This window comes from Skermania piniformis (genome assembly GCF_019285775.1).
Classification (GTDB): domain Bacteria; phylum Actinomycetota; class Actinomycetes; order Mycobacteriales; family Mycobacteriaceae; genus Skermania; species Skermania pinensis.
On record NZ_CP079105.1, the window covers coordinates 3,932,192 to 3,950,022 of the forward strand.

The 17,831-nt window shown below is 68.7% G+C and carries 16 protein-coding genes; 6 read left to right on the forward strand and 10 right to left on the reverse strand.

What is annotated here, in order from left to right; genetic code table 11:
- The first annotated feature begins 326 nt into the window (after positions 1–326).
- A complete protein-coding gene (locus tag KV203_RS18400) occupies positions 327–980 on the forward strand; it encodes a chymotrypsin family serine protease (RefSeq protein WP_066469604.1) in 654 nt (217 codons plus the stop codon).
- A gap of 69 nt (positions 981–1,049) precedes the next feature.
- Here the strand turns inward: KV203_RS18400 and KV203_RS18405 are convergent, their stop codons facing one another.
- Positions 1,050–2,435, reverse strand: a complete 1,386-nt coding sequence (locus KV203_RS18405) for a WS/DGAT/MGAT family O-acyltransferase (protein ID WP_066469315.1) — start codon at positions 2,433–2,435, stop codon at positions 1,050–1,052.
- Between the two features lie 252 nt (positions 2,436–2,687).
- Here KV203_RS18405 and KV203_RS18410 point away from each other — a divergent pair, with 252 nt between their 5' ends.
- Positions 2,688–5,105 carry a cytochrome P450/oxidoreductase gene (locus KV203_RS18410; protein ID WP_066469310.1) on the forward strand — a complete coding sequence of 806 codons (2,418 nt, stop codon included), beginning with the start codon at positions 2,688–2,690 and terminating at the stop codon, positions 5,103–5,105.
- Between the two features lie 14 nt (positions 5,106–5,119).
- Complete coding sequence (locus KV203_RS18415) at positions 5,120–6,148, forward strand: aromatic ring-hydroxylating oxygenase subunit alpha (protein ID WP_066469308.1); 1,029 nt, start codon at positions 5,120–5,122, stop codon at positions 6,146–6,148.
- Here the strand turns inward: KV203_RS18415 and KV203_RS18420 are convergent, their stop codons facing one another.
- The 3 genes from KV203_RS18420 to cas6 form a co-directional block, all read right to left on the reverse strand.
- Positions 6,149–6,736 (reverse strand): TetR/AcrR family transcriptional regulator, encoded by a 588-nt coding sequence (locus KV203_RS18420; protein ID WP_066469306.1) that lies wholly within the window; start codon positions 6,734–6,736, stop codon positions 6,149–6,151.
- Between the two features lie 81 nt (positions 6,737–6,817).
- Positions 6,818–7,444: an LppU family putative lipoprotein gene (lppU, locus tag KV203_RS18425; RefSeq protein WP_066469304.1), complete on the reverse strand. Its 627-nt coding sequence runs from the start codon at positions 7,442–7,444 to the stop codon at positions 6,818–6,820.
- A gap of 108 nt (positions 7,445–7,552) precedes the next feature.
- The gene (cas6, locus tag KV203_RS18430) at positions 7,553–8,494 is read right to left on the reverse strand and encodes a CRISPR system precrRNA processing endoribonuclease RAMP protein Cas6 (RefSeq protein ID WP_169797492.1); all 942 of its coding nucleotides are present in this window, start codon (positions 8,492–8,494) and stop codon (positions 7,553–7,555) included.
- Positions 8,495–9,156: 662 nt separating this feature from the next.
- Between cas6 and KV203_RS18435 the strand changes: the two genes are divergently transcribed.
- On the forward strand, positions 9,157–10,032 hold the full coding sequence (locus KV203_RS18435; RefSeq protein WP_066469602.1) for a L,D-transpeptidase: 876 nt from the start codon (positions 9,157–9,159) through the stop codon (positions 10,030–10,032).
- Between the two features lie 96 nt (positions 10,033–10,128).
- On the opposite strand, the gene KV203_RS18440 is transcribed toward KV203_RS18435, so the two are convergent.
- The 4 genes from KV203_RS18440 to KV203_RS18455 all read right to left on the reverse strand — a co-directional run bounded on the left by KV203_RS18440 (position 10,129) and on the right by KV203_RS18455 (position 14,682).
- Entirely contained in the window at positions 10,129–12,141 is a 2,013-nt protein-coding gene (locus KV203_RS18440; protein ID WP_281422382.1) for a M13 family metallopeptidase, read from the reverse strand.
- Positions 12,142–12,167: 26 nt separating this feature from the next.
- Entirely contained in the window at positions 12,168–12,731 is a 564-nt protein-coding gene (locus KV203_RS18445) for a hypothetical protein (RefSeq protein WP_083529990.1), read from the reverse strand.
- 105 nt (positions 12,732–12,836) lie between these two features.
- A complete protein-coding gene (locus KV203_RS18450; RefSeq protein ID WP_066469300.1) occupies positions 12,837–13,607 on the reverse strand; it encodes a pirin family protein in 771 nt (256 codons plus the stop codon).
- Positions 13,608–13,716: 109 nt separating this feature from the next.
- The gene (locus tag KV203_RS18455) at positions 13,717–14,682 is read right to left on the reverse strand and encodes a pirin family protein (protein ID WP_066469299.1); all 966 of its coding nucleotides are present in this window, start codon (positions 14,680–14,682) and stop codon (positions 13,717–13,719) included.
- Between the two features lie 120 nt (positions 14,683–14,802).
- Here KV203_RS18455 and KV203_RS18460 point away from each other — a divergent pair, with 120 nt between their 5' ends.
- Together KV203_RS18460 and KV203_RS18465 are read left to right on the forward strand one after the other, a co-directional pair.
- Positions 14,803–15,558, forward strand: a complete 756-nt coding sequence (locus tag KV203_RS18460; RefSeq protein WP_066469297.1) for a lysophospholipid acyltransferase family protein — start codon at positions 14,803–14,805, stop codon at positions 15,556–15,558.
- Positions 15,559–15,585: 27 nt separating this feature from the next.
- Positions 15,586–16,713, forward strand: a complete 1,128-nt coding sequence (locus KV203_RS18465) for a glycerate kinase (RefSeq protein WP_217995964.1) — start codon at positions 15,586–15,588, stop codon at positions 16,711–16,713.
- Here the strand turns inward: KV203_RS18465 and aroQ are convergent.
- Positions 16,686–17,132: a type II 3-dehydroquinate dehydratase gene (gene aroQ, locus KV203_RS18470; RefSeq protein WP_066469293.1), complete on the reverse strand. Its 447-nt coding sequence runs from the start codon at positions 17,130–17,132 to the stop codon at positions 16,686–16,688. The genes KV203_RS18465 and aroQ overlap by 28 nt on opposite strands.
- Positions 17,133–17,185: 53 nt before the next feature.
- On the reverse strand, positions 17,186–17,734 hold the full coding sequence (locus KV203_RS18475) for a hypothetical protein (RefSeq protein WP_066469291.1): 549 nt from the start codon (positions 17,732–17,734) through the stop codon (positions 17,186–17,188).
- Positions 17,735–17,831 lie beyond the last annotated feature (97 nt).

Below are 17,831 nucleotides of genomic sequence, written 5' to 3' on the forward strand. Positions count from 1 at the left end.
CGCGCACGCGCTACCCCTTTCAGCTCGGTACCGCAGCCCGACCTGCCGCATGCTGGAGGCACATTACTATGAAGTAGTGCGCTCAGCGCCAGTCTCGGTGAGTTGGATCATAACGAGAACTTCCGGCAGGTAACCCACTTCGCAAAGGTTGGCCGGACGCGCTTGTCAAGCCGCTGAACTCCGGGTGTATACCGACCCCGGGGTCGGTATTGGCCGGATCACCGCGCAACTGTCCGGCAACTACTCGGGATACGAACATCCGCGGGTACAGCACTACTCGGGCACAGTTCGGTATTGATATGGTGCGGGTCGACCTCTGGAGGGAAATGTTCACCAAGATCGCTTATGTGGCAGCGGTGGCCGCCGCCGCCGGCCTCGGCCTCGTCGGCCCGGGCTCGGCCGGCGCCGCGCCGGTGCCGATGGGTGGCGGATCCGGCATCGTCATCGACGACCGCACGGAGTGCACGCTTGCCACGATCGGTAACGACAACGCCGGCCGGCTGGTCGGGTTCACCGCCGGGCATTGCGGCGAGGGCGGCGCTCAGGTCGTCTCGGAACAGAATCCGGATGCCGGCACGATCGGACGCTTCGCCTACTCCAACCCGGACCTGGATTACGCCGTGATCGAGTTCGATCGCGCCAAGGTGACGCCGGTCAACCGGATCGGAAACACCACGATCGCCCGGATCGGCAGTCCGGCACAGTTCCCCAACATCGTCTGCAAGCAGGGCCGGACCACCGGCAACACCTGCGGTCTGGCCTACGGGGATGTGTTCGGCTCGAACGTCGAGACCTGGAGCCAGATGTGCGTGGTCGAGGGCGACTCGGGAGCGCCGGTGGTCGTCGGTGACACCTTGGTGAGCATGGTGAACGCCTACCTGGCGGTCGCCTGTGTCGGACCCGAGGTCGGCACCAACATGAGCACCATCATGGAGGCGGCAAACCGGGGCGGAGTAGGCGCCGGCTTCGCGCCGATCTGATCTCTCGGCACCCCAGACGGCAGAAGTGCCCCAAGCCTTTCGGTTTGGGGCACTTTGCCGATCCGACGGTCAATCGACTCCGATCGCCGTCTCGAGTTCCACCAACGACGTGTCGAGGTGGGTGAGCAGCCGCTGCAGGCTCGGCACACTGCGGCGACAGCCGGTCAGCCCGAAGTCGAGGTAACCGGCGCGGCTGGTGACGGTGATATTGAGTGCCTGACCATCGGCCACCAGCGAGAGCGGATAGGCGCCGACCAGCCGGGCGCCGTTGAAGTAGAGCTCTTCGCGGGGACCCGGGACATTCGAGATCAGCACGTTGAACGGCGGGTTCGCCAGATGCTGGTAGCCGGGCACCAGCTCGAGTGCCAACGGCGCGCCGATCGCGGCCATTCCGGCCAGCGCGGGCAGGGTGCCGGCGTCGCGCAGCAGCATCTTGCTCTGCCCGATCGAGCGAGTGATGTCGCCGAGCCGGTCGATCGGGTCCGCGCGGTCGGTGCCGAGGCGGCACATCATCAGGCCGATCGCATTGCCGCCGGGCTCGCGCCCGTCGTCGACCAGCTCGCGCAGCGACACCGGCAACGCGGCGGTCAACGAGGTCTCGGGCAGGGCATTCTGATCGAGCAGGTAGCGCCGTAACGCCCCGGCGCACATCGCCACCACGATGTCGTTGACCGTGGTGCCGGTGGCCGCCTTGAGTGTCCGCACCCGATCGATCGACCAGGACTGGGCCGCGAATCGGCGCGCGCCGCCGATATCGACGTTGAGCATGGTGCGCGGCGCGGTCAACGGCAACGTGACGTCCGGCGCCCGAAACGCTGCCCGGGCGAATCGGCCGGCGGCCGGCGCCAGCCCGGCGACGCCGCGGAGCGCGCCGACGCCCGCGGCCAGCCCGCTCTGTACCGACTCCCGGATCCCGGGACCGGGACGGTCGATCGGGGTGCGCCGCGGCGTCCAGTATGCCGAACAGTCGGTATCGGCCGGGTCCGGCGACAAGCTCTGTTGCACCAGCCGCAACGCCGACACGCCGTCCACCAGCGAGTGGTGGATCTTGCTGTACACCGCCACCCGACCATCGGCGAGACCCTCGATGACGTGCAGCTCCCACAGCGGGCGATGCCGATCGAGCAAGGTGCCGTGCATCCGGGAGACCAGCTCGAGCAACTCCCGAACCCGGCCCGGTCGAGGCAACGCCGACAGCCGCACGTGGTACTCGAAGTCGAGCGAATCGTCGACGCTCCAGCCGAGGTGCCCGACCGAGTTCACCGGGCGGGCCGGCCGGGTTCGGAAGAGCGTGCGGACCTCGGTCTGCTTCAGCAGCTGCTCGTAGATCTCGCGGGCGTGGTCGGGCCCGGCGCCGGCCGGTGGCTCGAACAACATCAGCCCACCGACGTGCATCGGATGTTCCCGAGATTCGGCGAAGAGGAAGAAGCCGTCGAGCGGAGACATCACACGCATCGAAAACCGCCTGTCCGGTCGAAACTTTGTCGAAAGGTCCGAACCACGGCGATCGGCAGGTTCCAGCATATCGCCGGTCCTGCGGTACCGCAGCGGGCACGATCACGGTACCCGCGGCGCCGGTCGGCTGCGACGCCGCCGCGGGCGCGTCGGAATCGAACAGATGCGACAAATAAATGGATATTGTCATCATCATAGACTTATGCTTTAGTTTTGTCAGTCGGAAGAACTCTTCGCAAGGTGGGTGTAGACATGGGCGTTCTCGACCAGGTCGTCAACAAGGCGCAGGCAACGATCCCGATGGAGCGGCAGGTTCAAGGGCTGCACCTGTATCAGAAGACCAAGCGGTTGGTGCTCGGCGACAAACAGCCGGCCTTCCCCGACGACCGACTCCCCGACGTCGACGAGTTGGCGCTCACCGAGATCGATGTCAGCAACCCGTTCCTCTATGCCCAGGGCCAATGGTTGCCCTACTTCAAGCGCCTGCGCGACGAGGCCCCGGTGCACTTCCGGGCCGACAGCGCCTTCGGGCCGTACTGGTCGGTCACCCGGTACGACGACATCCTCACCGTCGACAAGGACTTCGAGACCTTTTCGGCCGAGCCGCAGATCGTGATCGGCACCCCGCCCGAGGGGTTGGACATCGAGATGTTCATCGCGATGGACCCGCCGCGCCACGATCAGCAACGGAATGCCGTCCAGGGCGTCGTCGCGCCGCAGAATCTCGACGAGATGGAAGCGCTGATCCGCACTCGGGTACAGGAGGTGCTCGACGAACTGCCGGTCGACGAGCCCTTCGACTGGGTCGACAAGGTCAGCATCGAGCTGACCTCGCGCATGCTCGCCACGCTGCTCGACTTCCCCTACGAGCAACGCCGCAAGCTGGTCTACTGGACCGATCTGGCCGCCGCCAGCGCGGCGGCGACCGGCGGCGCGACCGACCTGGACGAGATGTATCGCGGCGTCGCCGACATGGCGAAGAGCTTCAGTGCGTTATGGCACGACAAGGCGGCCCGACTTGCCGCCGGGGAGAAGCCCGGTTACGACCTGATCACCCTGATGCAGATGTCGGAAGACACCAAGGACCTGATCAACCGGCCGATGGAGTTCCTCGGCAACCTGGTCCTGCTGATCGTCGGCGGCAACGACACGACCCGAAATTCGATGTCGGGCGGGGTGTTTGCGCTCAACCAGTTCCCGGAACAGTTCGAGCGGCTCAAGGCCGATCACGGCCTCGTGCCGAAGCTGGTCCACGAGATCATCCGCTGGCAGACGCCACTGGCCTACATGCGTCGCATCGCCAAGCGGGACACGGTGTTGAACGGCCAGTTCATCCGCAAGGGCGACAAGGTGGTGATGTGGTACGCCTCGGCCAACCGGGACGAGCGGACCTTCGAGAACCCCGACGCGTTCATCATCGACCGGGCCAACGCTCGGCACCACCTCTCCTTCGGCATCGGTGTACACCGCTGCATGGGAAGTCGGCTGGCCGAGCTGCAGTTGCGGATCCTCTGGGAAGAACTGCTCGCCCGGTTCGAAGACATCGAGGTGATGGAAGAACCGGAATACCTCCAGTCGAACTTCGTCCGGGGCTACACCACGATGATGGTCACCCTCACGCCGATCGGTCGGCAGCCCCGATCCGCCGGACGCTGGCGGAGCGCGCAGGCGACGACGCCCGAGCCCACCCGGATCGCCTCTCGCGACGGCTGGGTCCTGAACACCACCGAGACCGAACTCGACCTCCGGATCGCCGGCCGGCGGGACGTCGCCGACGGGATCGTCGAGCTCACCCTCGCCGATCCGGCAGGCGGCCCGCTGCCGGCCTGGACCGCGGGGGCGCACATCGACCTGGTCCTGAACCCGACCCTGACCCGGCAGTACTCCCTGTGCGGCAGCGCCGCGGACGAGTCGTCGTGGAAGGTCGGCGTCCTGCGCGACCCGAACAGCCGGGGCGGGTCGGCCTACGTCCACGACACGTTGACCGAGGGCGCGACGGTCCGGGTCCGCGGACCGCGCAACCACTTCCCGCTGGTATCCGCACCGCGATACCAGTTCATTGCCGGCGGCATCGGCATCACCCCGATCCTGGCGATGATCGAGGCTGCCGAAGCGCGCGGTGCGCAGTGGAATCTCTTGTACGGCGGGCGGTCCCGGACGTCGATGGCTTTCCTCGACCAACTCGGGGACGACGACCGGGTGACCGTCTGGCCGCAGGACGAGCAGGGACTGCTCGATCTCGCTACGGTGCTCGGCACCCCGCGCTCGGACACGCTGGTCTACTGCTGCGGTCCCGGTGCGCTGCTCGATGCGGTGGAAGCCGGGTGTGCGGCGTGGCCGGACGGCAGCCTGCACCTGGAACGGTTCGCGGCCAAGAAGATCGAGGCGTCCGCCGACGCACTGAACTCCTTCGAGGTCGAATGCGCGCGGTCGGGCGTCACAGTGACGGTATCCGAGGGGACCTCGATCTTCGACGCGGTGGAGAAGGCCGGCGTCGACGTGCTCGGATCGTGCATGGAAGGCATCTGCGGCACCTGTGAGACCGACGTGCTCGACGGTATTCCGGATCATCTCGACTCGGTCTTGTCGAAAGCGGAACGCGAGCGTGGTAATACGATCATGACCTGCGTCTCACGCTCCCTGACCCAGAAGCTGGTGCTCGACGTATGAGCTGTCCACACGGCATGACCTATCCGCGCGATTGCTGGTACGTCGCGGCCACCACCGACGAGGTCGGTCGAGGACTCGTGTCCCGGCGCATCCTCGGGACCTCCGTCGTGCTCTACCGTCGCGCCGACGGCTCGGTCGCGGCGCTCGACGACCGCTGCGCGCATCGCCCCTACCCGTTGTCGGCCGGCCATCTCGACGGCGACCGGATCGTCTGCGGGTATCACGGCTGCACCTACGATCCGGACGGACGTTGCGTCCGGGTGCCGTCGCAGGACACGCCACCGCTGGGGGCTCGGGTCCGCGCCTACCCGGTGGTCGAACACGGGCCGTTCGTCTGGATCTGGCCGGGTACGCCGGGCGGTGCGCGGCTGCGTCCACCCCCCGCTACGCCCTGGTTGGCGGGCGACGGCTGGCGTTCGACGGGCGAGCAGCGCGAGGTGGCGGCGAACTTCATGCTGTTGCACGAGCACTATCTCGACCTGACCAACGTCGTCACCATGCACCCGGAGATGGTGCCGCCCGGTCTCGAAGCGCTGCCGCCGCTGGAGGAGGTCGAGATCTCCGAGCTGTCGGTGTCCTATCTGCGGGAACTGCCCGGCGCCCCGCTGGCTCCGTGGGAGATGCTCGTGTCCGGGCTCGCCAGCAGCGCGTCGTTCGGGCGCAAGGAGACGGGCACCTTCGTGACGCCGGGCCTGCACAAACAGACCTATACGATCATCGGCCCGGACGGCCCCGAACTCGAGCTTGTCCGGACCCACGCGTTCACCCCGATCTCGCCCGGCGCCACCCGGGTCTACCTGCGGATTTCGTGGCGCGGCGCGGCGACCTCGGACGCTGTCGGGGAGCAGTTGCTCGCGGTGTTCACGCAGATGGCCGATCGCGACTCCGCCGTGCTCGAAACGGTGCAGCGCTGCGTCGACGAGGACAGCCTGGCTGCGGACGGCCTGGCGCCGCGGCGCTACGTCAACGTCAAGGCCGACCGGGCCGGCGTGCGGGCACGCCGAATCGTGCAGTCGATGGTCGACGACGAACGCGGCCGCTGATCAGCTCGGGAAGCCGTGGACCGTATGCGTGATGCGGTCCACGGCTTCGTCGATGCCGACCGTCGGCTGCAGAAGATGGCTCAGCGTGAGCCGGACCATCGAATCCACCATCGCTACCCGCGCCGCCACCACCCGCGCATCTGTGCCGGCGCGCGGGTGCCCGAGCGCGTCGAGCACGGCCTGGACCACTTGTTCCAGCACGTCGGGACGCACGGTCAGGAGTTCGAGTAGCTCCGGATCGTGTCCCGGTCGCAAGATCACCTTGAGGACCGCGTTGGTCTCGCCGTACTCCAGCGCGAAGCGGGCGGCCGCGGCGAGCCCGTCCGCGACCGAGTCGGGGTGCGCCGCGATGCCCGCGCGTACGCCGGTCAGGAAGCGCCCGACCTCGCGGTGCACGACGGCCGCGCCGAGCTCGGATTTTGTGCCGACCTCCTTGTAGAGGCTCTGCCGGGGTACGCCGGACCGCTGCGCCACCTTCGTCATGCTCAGCCGGTCCCAGCCCTCTTCGGTGATGATCGCAACCGAGGCGTCGAGTAGGCGTTCGAGCCGCAAGGCACGGAGTTCGTCATAGAAGGCGGGTGCGCTCACGTGTCCCAATCTAAGACATTTGAGAAACTTTTGTCGGACGAGACGACACCTATCGAATATTTGCCCGGATCGTCCGGTCGGTCACAGGTCTTCCGTACACACCACGAAATGCCTTTCGGCGTAGACGAATCCGCCATCGCTCGGACAGCCGTCGACATCGTCGGTGTGCTGCTGGATCGCGACCACGCGCACGCCGTCCGTCGTCGACGCGCCGCAATCGATCCGTTGGGGATCCGCACCGGACAAGTCCATGCAGGTATCGACCGCCCAGTCGATGTCGAGACACAAGGCACCGGTCTGCGTCCCGCCGAGCGTTTCCGCGTAGTAGGCGTCGGCGTCGGCGATGCACTGCGCGTCGGTCGGTGCCTTACCGATGATCCGGTAGTTGGAATCCGGGCTGCCGCAGTCGGCATGCCGGATCGTTGCGTCGTCGACGGTGCCACCGAGCCGGACACACTCGCCGATCTCGGCCTGGAAGTCGATATCGCCCCCGCTGTCGGCCTTCGGCGTCGACTTCGGTTCGACCGACGGCCGGGCACCCGACGACGGACGGCTCGAGCTCGTGCTCGGCGCCGCAGCGGTCGCTTCCACCATCCCCGCGCCCGATACCGGTACGGCCGATCCGGTGACCCGATCTGCACATCCGACGAGCAGGGCGAGGCTCGCCGGACCGACCAGGAAAAACATGCCGACCCGCTTGTTCGCCATCTCGATCCCTTCGTCGCCCTCCGCCCCGCTATGACTACACCACGCGCCACACAGGGTGTCGAGGGGAAGCAGGCGACGAGACCACCGACCGAAACCGGCCGGCATCGGTCAGGGCACGCGGAACGTCCATCGGCTCGGCCGGGTACCGGTCATGGCGCTGTGCCGGCCACCGTCCGCCCGGAGTGCGGGTGCCAGCAACCGATCGAGCCCGGCCGCCGCCGACTCGGCCGCAACCGGTTTCTGCCGAGTCTCCGCCGAAACCGGTTTCGGCAACGGCAGCAACTCCGGCGAACGCCACTCGTGCGCGCCGCCCCGCGCTGCGAGCCGGCGGGCCGGCTCCCGGCCGGCCCAGGCCGAGCGCATCCGGCAGGCGCCGAATCCGTGCGTGGTCTGCGCGCCGATCCCGCTGATCGGCGCGAACTCGGCGAGCGTACGGAGCGCGCGGGTGACCGCGGCGTCCACGCCGGGTTCGACCGCCAGCCGGACCTGCCCGACGAACCCGATCTGTTCGGTGGTCAGGGTCAGGTTGGTCCGGGGCGTCGCACCGGCCATCCCGGTCACCCGGACGGACCCGAGCAGCGCTTTCGCCGTCACCCGATCGATCGTCAGCTCGGGCGGAGCGAAAGCGTTCCATCGACGGAGCAGGCTCTGCACGATCAGTACCGGGTCCGGCAGCGGGTGATCCCGGCCCTCCCGGGAGAAGTACAGCGGACTGATCACATCCAGCTCGACCGAACCGACCGGTGGTCCGGCGGCGAGGTCGGCGAACGAGCGCTCGACCACCCGGACGTCCAGCACCCGGCATTCCACATGGCCGAAGCGGACCGACCCGGGCATCGACGGCGGTGGCGCCGAGCAGATCCAGCCGAGCTCCCAGCGGAACCGGCCGGGCGCGCCCGCGGTCAGCGGCGCCACCGCGAACGCCTCGAACAGCGGCCCCCGCACGTCGGGTTCGGCGCCGAAGATCGCGCGCGCCGCGCTGTACAGCCGGGCCGGATACTGTTCCTTGCTATCCGGGTGGATCAGGGTGAGTTCCAATCTGGCCGGCATCATGCACCCCGGGCGCAGATCGACATCTGGATCTGAACGAACTCGACAGCAGCCATCCGTCCCTCGAATCCCTCGATGTGTTCGGATTACAACGCCTCGCGGGCCGAATGTTAACGGCAACCCCACCCGTCACCCGGCTGTCACCGAATCGACACGCCGGGGCAGTCCGCCACGCCGACGCCGCCTGGGTGGCATCCGGGAAAGGACGTGGTATTCGACCGACCGATCGTGCGGCCGGCCCGGCAAAGCCGGCTACCGCCGCGCCCGGCCACGCAAGTTCGGTCCGCTGCCCGCATACAGCTCGCTGTCGGTTAGCCATCAATCCGGTGATGGATTGGTTTTACTGCGATCATCCGCATAGTCGGACGGAAATTTCCGGGTTCTTCCGGTGCTCCGAGGCCGCGCGTGGCCCAGATCTCACCGCCCGGTCAGCAGTACCGGAATCGCCTGGCTGGGGTAGCCTTTCATTTGCCTGAACCCCTTCGAGCTACTCGCCGAAGCCTGATCCGCCACTCGACGGACTTGGCCTACCCGCCGGTCGACCGTAGAGTGATCCGCGGGTGACCCATCCGTAACAGCCCTGCAAGCGCGTCGATATAGCCATCGGGGCCACCCACACGATGAGTTCGCTCGCGACCGCCGCGTGCGACCGAGGGACAGGTATGGATCAGACAAGTCGCAATCGCACAGATCACCAGCACCCGAACACTCGGATCCGGCGGATCGCTGCCGCGATCCTCGCGAGTGCTTCGACCGGCCTGCTGCTCGCCTTGCCCGCGCAGGCCGAGCCACTGTTCCCCGGCGGACCGGAGATCGCCGGGATTCCCGCGGTGGTCCCCGACGCACCGCCCGGAACCACGGCGCTGACGCCGTTCAAGGCGTACGGCGATCTCACCCCGGCGATCCAGCCGGGCGGCAACGCCGTCGTCGGTGGCAAACAGATTATCGACATCACCTACAAGCAGCCGATCTCCGACCGCGCTGCTGCGGAGAGTTCGATCGTGGTGACACCGTCGACCGAGGTCGCCGGGCACTTCAACTGGGTCGACGACACCCACGTGCAGTGGCTGCCGGACGACTACTGGCCGCGGGGCACCACGGTGAACGTGAGCGCTGCCGGCGCCACCTCGTCGTTCAAGGTCAGCGACACGATGACCTCGGTCTCCGATGCTGCGGCGCACAACTTCGTGGTGAAGATCGGCAACGACGTGGTCAAGGAGTTCCCCGCCTCGCTGGGCAAGAAGGGTCACGAGACGCCGAACGGCGACTATCCGGTGATTCTCAAGGAGAAGACCGTGATCATGGACTCCTCCACCTACGGCGTCCCGGTCGACTCCAAGGAAGGCTACAAGCTGGAGGTCTGGGATGCGGTCCGGCTGACCTGGAGCGGTGTGTACGTGCACGCGGCGCCGTGGTCAGTGGACAGCCAGGGCAATTCCAACGTCTCGCACGGCTGCATCAACCTGAGCCCGGAGAACGCCGCCTGGTTCTTCGACAATGTGCGGGTCGGCGACGTGGTCACCGTGGTGAACGCCTAGCACCGACACTGCAGTGAACGAACGGCCCGCCCCGGGAAATCCGCGGCGGGCCGTTCGCTGTCCTGGGCCGTACCTGCTACCAGCTGGTCGTGCCGGCTACCAGATCCGGACCCGCTGCTCGGGATCGAGGTACAGCGCATCCCCCGGCTGCAGGCCGAACGCGTCGTGGAAGCTGTCCAGGTTGCGCACCACGCCGTTGCAGCGGAATTCCGCCGGCGAGTGCGGGTCGATCGCGAGCCGGCGTTTGGCCTCTTCGTCGCGAACCTTGGTCCGCCAGATCTGGGCCCAGCTGTAGAACACCCGCTGCAGCCCGGACAGTCCGTCGAGCTCCGGCGCGGGCTGCTCGGCCAACGCGATCCGATAGGCAACCAGCGCGATCGAGAGCCCACCGAGGTCGCCGATGTTCTCGCCGACGGTGAATCTGCCGTTGACGGTCTCGTCGTCGGGTAGCTGCCGCGGCGAGAACACGTCGTACTGGGCGATCAGCGCCGCCGTCCGCTTGCCGAACTCGGCCCGGTCCGCGTCGGTCCACCAATCGACCAGGTTGCCGTCGCCGTCGTACTTGGCACCCTGATCGTCGAACCCGTGGCCGATCTCGTGCCCGATCACCGCCCCGATCCCGCCGTAGTTCGCGGCGTCGTCGGCGCTCATGTCGAAGAACGGCGGCTGCAGGATCGCCGCCGGAAACACGATCTCGTTCATCCCCGGGTTGTAGTAGGCGTTGACCGTCTGCGGCGTCATGAACCACTCGTCGCGATCGACCGGACCACCGAGTTTGCGCAGCTCGCGATCGAAATCGGCGGCGTACCCGCGACGCACGTTGCCGACCGGATCGTCCGCCTCGATCAACAGATCGGCGTAGTCCCGCCAGACGTCCGGGTAGCCGATCTTCGGGGTGAACTTGGCCAGCTTGGCCAACGCTGCCTCCCGAGTCGGCGGGCTCATCCACTCCAGCTCGGCGATATTGCGCCGGTAGGCCTCCTGCAGGTTCGCCACCAACTCGACCATCCGGGCTTTCGCCTCGGGCGGGAAGTGCCGCGCCACGTACAGCTTGCCGACCGCCTCACCCAGCAGCTCCTGCACGAGCGTGACGCCGCGCTTCCACCGATCCCGGTTCTGCTGGGTCCCGCTCAGCGTCCGGCCGTAGAACGCGAAGTTCTGCTCGACCAGCGGTGCCGCCAGGTAGGGCGCCCGTGCAGCGAGCACCCGCCAGGTGAGGTACGCGCGCCAGTCGTCGAGTGGGAACTCGGTCCACACCCGGGTGAACTCGTCGAGATAACTGGGCTGCCGAGCGATCAGCTCGGCGAACCGATCGCCCGGCCCGCCGACCCCGGCGGCCAACCCGGCCAGCCATGCCGACCAGTCGAAGCCGGGGCGCGCCGCGATCAGCTCGACGAGCGTCGTCGGGTTGTAGGACAGCTCGGCGTCGCGCCGGCGGACCACATCCCACTGCCCGGCCGCCAACGCCGTCTCCACCTCGACCACCCGCTGCGGGTCCGCGGTCACGCCGGCCAACGCGAACATCGCTCCGATATGCGTCAGATACTCGGCCCGCACCTGCGCATGGGCCGGCTCACGGTAGTACGACTCGTCCGGCAGGCCCAGCCCGGACTGGCGCAGGTCGGCCAGGTAGCGCTGTGAGTTCCGGTCGTCGGTATCGACCGACAACGCCACCGGGCCCCGCACCCCGACCCGTTGCAGCTCGCCCAGCAGACGAGCCGCGGCCGACCGGTCCGGCACCGCGGCGATCGCGGCGAGTTCGTCGGCGATCGGCGTCACCCCGGCCGCGTCGATCGCAGCTTCGGCCATGAAACTCGCGTACAGGTCGCCGATCCGGCGGGTGTCGCTGCCGAGCTCCGCCCCGGCCGCAGCCGCCTCGGTGATGATCGCCTGGACGTCAAGTTCGGCCTGGTCGTAGAGCGTGCGGAACGCACCGTCCACCGCCCGGTCCGGCGGGATCTCCGAGCCGGCCAGCCACCGCCCGTTCACATGCTCGAACAGGTCGTCTTGCACCCGGGTTCCGGCGTCGACGAAACTCAGGTCGATGCCGGACCGGTCGATGCCGGTGGTCGGGATGTCGGGGCTGTTCAGCGGGGTTGTGGAGGTCACCCTGACGAGGCTACCGACCCGGCCGGTCAGGGCGTCGGCACGACCACGCCGGTGCCGAACTGGTCTTCCAGGCCTTGCTGGAACTCGTCGGCGCATTGCTCCAACGCGGTCTGATCGCTGCCCGCATCGCGGACGCAGGTCACGTAGTCGCTGCCGCCGACCTGATTGAATATGCCGATCCCGAGGATCAACAACCCCACCGCGATCGCTATCCCCAGCAACCCGAGCACCCCGCCGGTGATCGACAAGCCCGAGCCGCCGGCGCGGGTTCGCGCGCGGCGCCAACCGACGAACGCGAAGATCAGCGCAAGCAGACCGAAGAACACCCCGCCCACGACCGTCCAGCTGGACAGCAACGCGAGGATGCCGAGGATCAACGCCGCTATCGCCATGCCGTTGCCGGACCGCGGCTGCTGGTAGCCGTCGGGCGGATAGCCGCCCTGCTGCGGCACGTAGCCCTGCTGAGACGGATAGCCCGGCTGGGACGGATAGCCCGGCTGCGCTGGATAGCCCGGCTGGGCCGGATAGTTATCGCCCGCCGGGTAGCTGCCGTACGGACCGCCGGGGGGGCCTTGCGGTGGAGAGGACATCGACAACTCCTGCAGATTTGCGACCACTGACCACCCATGCTAGTCAGCCGGCAGCCGTTACGCCGAGGTGTCGGGGTTGCGGATTCGGATCCGGGCGCGGGCCCGTTACCGCATGCCCCCGAGTCGGGCATGCATCTCCCAGACCAGGATCTCCGCGCCGGCGGCCGCCAGCACCTGTCGAGCGCCGTCCCGGCGGAGCCGGATCGCGTCGCCCGCGTACACCGGGCCGATCTCTTCCACCGTCACGTCGCCGCGGGCGACGAACACGTGCACGTAGGGCGCCGCCGGCAGGAGTACCGGCACCCCCGGCCGCAGTCGGGCGACGTGTAACGCGGAGTATCGGCTGTTGATCGTGATGGCGGCGGTGTCCCGGTGCCGCGGCAAGCCGGACGCGATCGGCACCAGCGCGCCACCGGCCAGATCGGCGGTGACGTCGTGTTGTCGATAATCGGGCGGTCGCCCGGGTTCGTCCGGCATCACCCACATCTGGATGAAATGCACCGGCACGTCCCGGTTCTCGCCCGCCGACCGCCGGGAGTCGTTACGTTCGGCGTGTTCGATCCCCGAGCCAGCGCTGACCCGTTGGGCCAACCCGGGGTAGATCACTCCGGCATGCCCGAGCGAATCCTGATGGACCAGGCTGCCACTGAGCACCCAGGTGACGATTTCCAGGTCGCGGTGCCGGTGCAGATCGAATCCGGCGCCGGGAGCGACGATGTCGTCGTTGTTGACCAGGAGCAGCCCGTGATGGGTGTTCTCCGGATCGTAGTGCGCGCCGAACGAGAAGGAGTGTTTCGAATCCAGCCAGGCCGTACGGGTTTTCCGCCGGTCGCCGGCGCGGTGGATGTCCACGTGCGGTGTCGTGGGTGCCGCCACTTGCTCTCCTCCCGACTACGAACACGCGCCGCCAAGAATACGAGGGCGTCGTTGCCCGAAGCAACGAGTCCCCCGCAACGGTTCGGCCGCAAAAGGTTCGGTCCGGGCGTCAACCGTGGGCCGCAGGGAGCACACCCAACCGACCGGCTTCGTAGTCGCGGAATGCCTGCTCGACCTCGGCCTTGGTGTTCATCACGAACGGTCCGGCCATCGCGATCGGCTCGCGAATCGGCTTGCCCCCCATGACGAACACCTCGAACGCCGCGGTTCGTGAATCCTGCGTGTCGGCCGCCTGCAGGACCAGCGTGTCGCCGGTGTGCCCGCCGTCGAACACCGCGAGCCGACCGTCGCGGATCGGCCGCTGCTCGGCACCGACCGTGCCGCGACCGGCCAAACCGTAGGCGAGCGCGTTGAACTCGGGATTCCACGGCAGGACCACCTGCGCGCCCGGGGAAATCGTGATGTGCAGGAGGACGACCGGGGTATGCGTGGCGCCCGGCCCGGCGTACGCACCGACCTCGCCGGCGATCACCCGGATCAGCGCGCCCCCGTCCGGCGAGGTCAGTAGCGATACCCGGCCGGCACCGATGTCCTGATACCGCGGCGCGATGAGCTTGTGCGACCGCGGCAGATTCACCCAGAGCTGGACCCCGTGGAAGAGCCCACCGGTGGCGACCAGCTGCTCCGGCGGTGCTTCGATGTGCAGGATGCCGCCGCCCGCGGTCATCCATTGGGTGTCGCCCCCGCCGATGCTGCCGCCGCCGCCGTTGGAGTCCTGATGCTCCATGATCCCGTCGATCATGTACGTCACGGTCTCGAAACCGCGATGCGGGTGCCACGGCGTGCCCTTGGGTTCGCCCGCTCCGTAGTCCACTTCGCCCATCTGGTCCATGTGGATGAACGGGTCGAGCAGGTGCATCGGCACCCCGGCGAAGGCCCGGTGGACCGGAAAACCCTCCCCCTCGAACCCGCGCGGCGCAGTGGTGACCTCCCGGACCGGCCGCGGTCGGGGATTCGCCCCGGGAACCGACAGCACCGGGAGCGTCGTCCGGTCGTCCACGGTCACGGCGGGCATGTCGCCTCCAGAAGTAGTCAGCTTTTCAATAGTCTACTCCCGGCGGGCGCCGCTCCGGGGGTCACGATCAGCCGGTATTCCGGCCTGCCGGCAAACCTACGGTGTCGTAGGGTTGAGCTCATGGACCGACCCGAGGTGACGCTGGAGAACAGCGACGCCGTCTACGACTTCTACCGCGACCACCGGCAGAACGTGCTGAAGTCACGGTTGTCGTATGCGATCCTGGCGCGCCGGTACCGACCCCGGGTCGGCGGTGCGGTCGGCGCCGCAGCAGCGATCCGACGGGCTCTGCAGGCCGGGCAACGCCTGATCGTGGTGGCCAACCACCTCAGCGAACAGGACCCGTACGTGGTCGCGGCCACCGCCTGGCGCAGCCGGTTACGGCCGGCGATCGGACACGCTCGGGTCCTGGCGAAGGACGAGTTGTTCGTCGATCCCCGGCTCCGGGACAAGGTCGAGATGATGGGCGGTATCCCGGTGTTCCGGGGTAAGGACCACGGCATCCGCGCGGTCGCCGCTGCCGGGCAGCAGATGATGACGATCAGCGCCGAGCGGATGCAGCGCGGCGACCACCTCGCGATCTTCCCGGAAGGTACCTGCAACGACGTGGACCCGACCCGGGTGCAATCGGTCGGCAGCGGCATCGGACACATCGTGGTCCGGGCTCGCAAGCTCGGGGTGACCCCGGTGCTCATCCCGCTCGGGATCAGTTACGGCCCGGACAATGTGGCACCGACCACCCGGACCGCGACCGAGAACGCCTCCTGCTGGCTCGGCCACCCGGTGACCGAGCTGCCACCGCGGCCGACCGAGATCGCTCGGCTGGTTCGCGAGGTGCTGCAGGACGCGGTCGACGGCGCGGTGAAGGCGGCCTGAGATGCGCCGCACCCCCGCGCCGGCGCGCTGATGCGCGTCGTCGTCGCTCCGGACAAGTTCAAGGGCTCGCTGAGCGCGGCCCAGGTCGCCGCCGCGGTCGCCGCCGGGATCCGGTCGGTTCGACCCGACCGGGATGTGGTAAGTGCACCGGTTGCCGACGGCGGCGACGGGACGGTCGACGCATTCGTCGCCGCCGGCTGGGAGCGGGTCGCGGTCCGGGCCACCGGCCCGACCGGACACCCGCACGAGACGAGTTACGCCCGCCGCGACGCGGCCGGCGTGGTCGAGCTGGCCTCGGTGGTCGGTCTCGCCGCGCTGCCCGGCGGCCGACCGGCCCCGCTGCAGGCGAGCACGTTCGGGCTCGGCGAGGTGATCGGGGCGGCCCGTGCCGCCGGCGTCCGCGAACTGTCGGTCGGGGTCGGCGGTAGCGCGTCCACCGACGGCGGCGCCGGGCTGCTGCAGGCGCTCGGCGCTCGACTCACCGACCGGGCCGGCCGCCGGATCGGGCCCGGCGCGGCCGGCCTGGCCGATCTGGTCGCGGTGGACATCGCGGGCCTGCCGACCGACGTCCGGATCGAGCTCGCCGCGGACGTGGACAATCCGCTGACGGGGCCGAACGGTGCCGTTGCCGTATTCGGCGCCCAGAAGGGCATCACCGACCCGGCGCCGGTGCAACGGTCGCTGCAGCACTGGGCCGACCTGCTCGGCGCCGCCACCGGCCGCGATCTGCGCACCGCGCCCGGCGCCGGCGCCGCCGGTGGCACCGGTTTCGCGCTGCTCGCCGCACTCGGCGCACAGTTCCGGCCGGGGATCGACGTGGTGTTGGCCCGCACCGGACTCCGGGACGTGCTGCGCGACGCCGATCTGGTGATCACCGGGGAAGGCTCGTTGGACGAACAGACGCTGTCCGGCAAAGCTCCGGTCGGGGTCGCCCGGGCGGCCGGGTCGGCCACCGTCGTCGCGGTGGCCGGCCGCAACCTGCTCAGCGTCGCGCAGGCGCGGGCCGCCGGATTCGCCGCGGTCTATCCGCTGACCGAGCTGCAACCCGATCCGGTCCGCTCGATGCGGGATGCGGCGGCCCTCCTGCATCGGATCGGTGCCCGGATCGCCACCGACTTCGGCCCGGATCAGCCGGCGAGCAACCGAGCCAGGTAGTCGACCGCGTACCGGTAGCCCGACACCCCCATCCCGCTGATCACCGCATCGGCGATCGACGAGACGTAGGAGTGCCGGCGGAACGGCTCGCGGGCGTAGACGTTGCTCACGTGCACTTCGATCACCGGCACCTCCGGGATCACCAGCGCGTCGCGCAACGCCACCGAGGTGTGGGTGTACCCGCCGGGGTTGATCACGATGCCGGCCTCCGCGCCCCGGGCAGCGTGGATCCGGTCGATCAGCGCCCCCTCCGAGTTGGACTGGAAGTCCCGCAACTCGCAACCGTGCTCCGCCGCGGTGCGGGTGCAGCCGGCGATCACATCGGCCAGCGTCTCGGCACCGTAGATCTCCGGCTGCCGAGTGCCGAGCATGTTCAAATTCGGCCCGTTCAGCAGGAGCAAGGTTCGGCCGGCCGCCATGCGGGCATGCTAACCGGTGCGAGCCGACCGGGCCGGGCCGGTCGGCACCGCCGTTACAGCTCGGGCCCTTCCGTGCGCAGATCGTCCACCTTCTGCATCGCCGTGCGCAGCTCGTCGAGCCACTGCTCGGTGTGCTGCCCGACCAGCCGGACCGACCAGGCGAGCGCGTCCGCCCGGGAGCGGGCCACACCGGCATCGACCAGGGTGTCCAGCACGGCCCGTTCCGGCTGGCGCAGCCGGGTCATCACCGGCACCGCGAGGTGGGTGAACAACGCCCGTCGGCCATCCACCTGCACCCCCCAGGCGACCTTGCGGCCGTACCGCGCCTCGGCCTCGTCGGCGATCTGCATGCGCGCAGCCCGGGTGTCCTCCCGGAATCGCGCGATCCGGCCGTCGAGCGCCGCGGCCGACTCCTCGGCCGCCGACAACTCGCCGACCACGACGATCTCCTCCCGGTCCACCGACACCTCGGGCGGGCCGGTGAACCAGTCGTCGGGCAGCCGACCGGAGAACCAATCGGCAGCGTCCCCGGCGGCCGGCACGTCGGCCTGCTGCCACCCGCCGGGCCGACCGACCCGTGGTTCGCGATATCCACGCCGCATGGCGTCCTCCTCTTGTAATAGTGATTACAAGATTACATAGGTGCGGCGACACGGGTACACGCCGCGAAAAACCGGAGACTTTTCGAACTTTGGCGTG

Bases quoted from the DNA above. Each gene is read 5' to 3' on its own strand.
- lppU (WP_066469304.1), bottom strand. From the start codon at position 7,444: ATGGCGAACAAGCGGGTCGGCATGTTTTTCCTGGTCGGTCCGGCGAGC.
- KV203_RS18475 (WP_066469291.1), bottom strand. From the start codon at position 17,734: ATGCGGCGTGGATATCGCGAACCACGGGTCGGTCGGCCCGGCGGGTGG.
- KV203_RS18460 (WP_066469297.1), top strand. From the start codon at position 14,803: ATGGACCGACCCGAGGTGACGCTGGAGAACAGCGACGCCGTCTACGAC.
- KV203_RS18400 (WP_066469604.1), top strand. From the start codon at position 327: ATGTTCACCAAGATCGCTTATGTGGCAGCGGTGGCCGCCGCCGCCGGC.
- KV203_RS18410 (WP_066469310.1), top strand. From the start codon at position 2,688: ATGGGCGTTCTCGACCAGGTCGTCAACAAGGCGCAGGCAACGATCCCG.
- KV203_RS18415 (WP_066469308.1), top strand. From the start codon at position 5,120: ATGACCTATCCGCGCGATTGCTGGTACGTCGCGGCCACCACCGACGAG.
- KV203_RS18445 (WP_083529990.1), bottom strand. From the start codon at position 12,731: ATGTCCTCTCCACCGCAAGGCCCCCCCGGCGGTCCGTACGGCAGCTAC.
- cas6 (WP_169797492.1), bottom strand. From the start codon at position 8,494: ATGCCGGCCAGATTGGAACTCACCCTGATCCACCCGGATAGCAAGGAA.
- KV203_RS18435 (WP_066469602.1), top strand. From the start codon at position 9,157: ATGGATCAGACAAGTCGCAATCGCACAGATCACCAGCACCCGAACACT.
- aroQ (WP_066469293.1), bottom strand. From the start codon at position 17,132: ATGGCGGCCGGCCGAACCTTGCTCCTGCTGAACGGGCCGAATTTGAAC.
- KV203_RS18405 (WP_066469315.1), bottom strand. From the start codon at position 2,435: ATGCGTGTGATGTCTCCGCTCGACGGCTTCTTCCTCTTCGCCGAATCT.
- KV203_RS18455 (WP_066469299.1), bottom strand. From the start codon at position 14,682: ATGCCCGCCGTGACCGTGGACGACCGGACGACGCTCCCGGTGCTGTCG.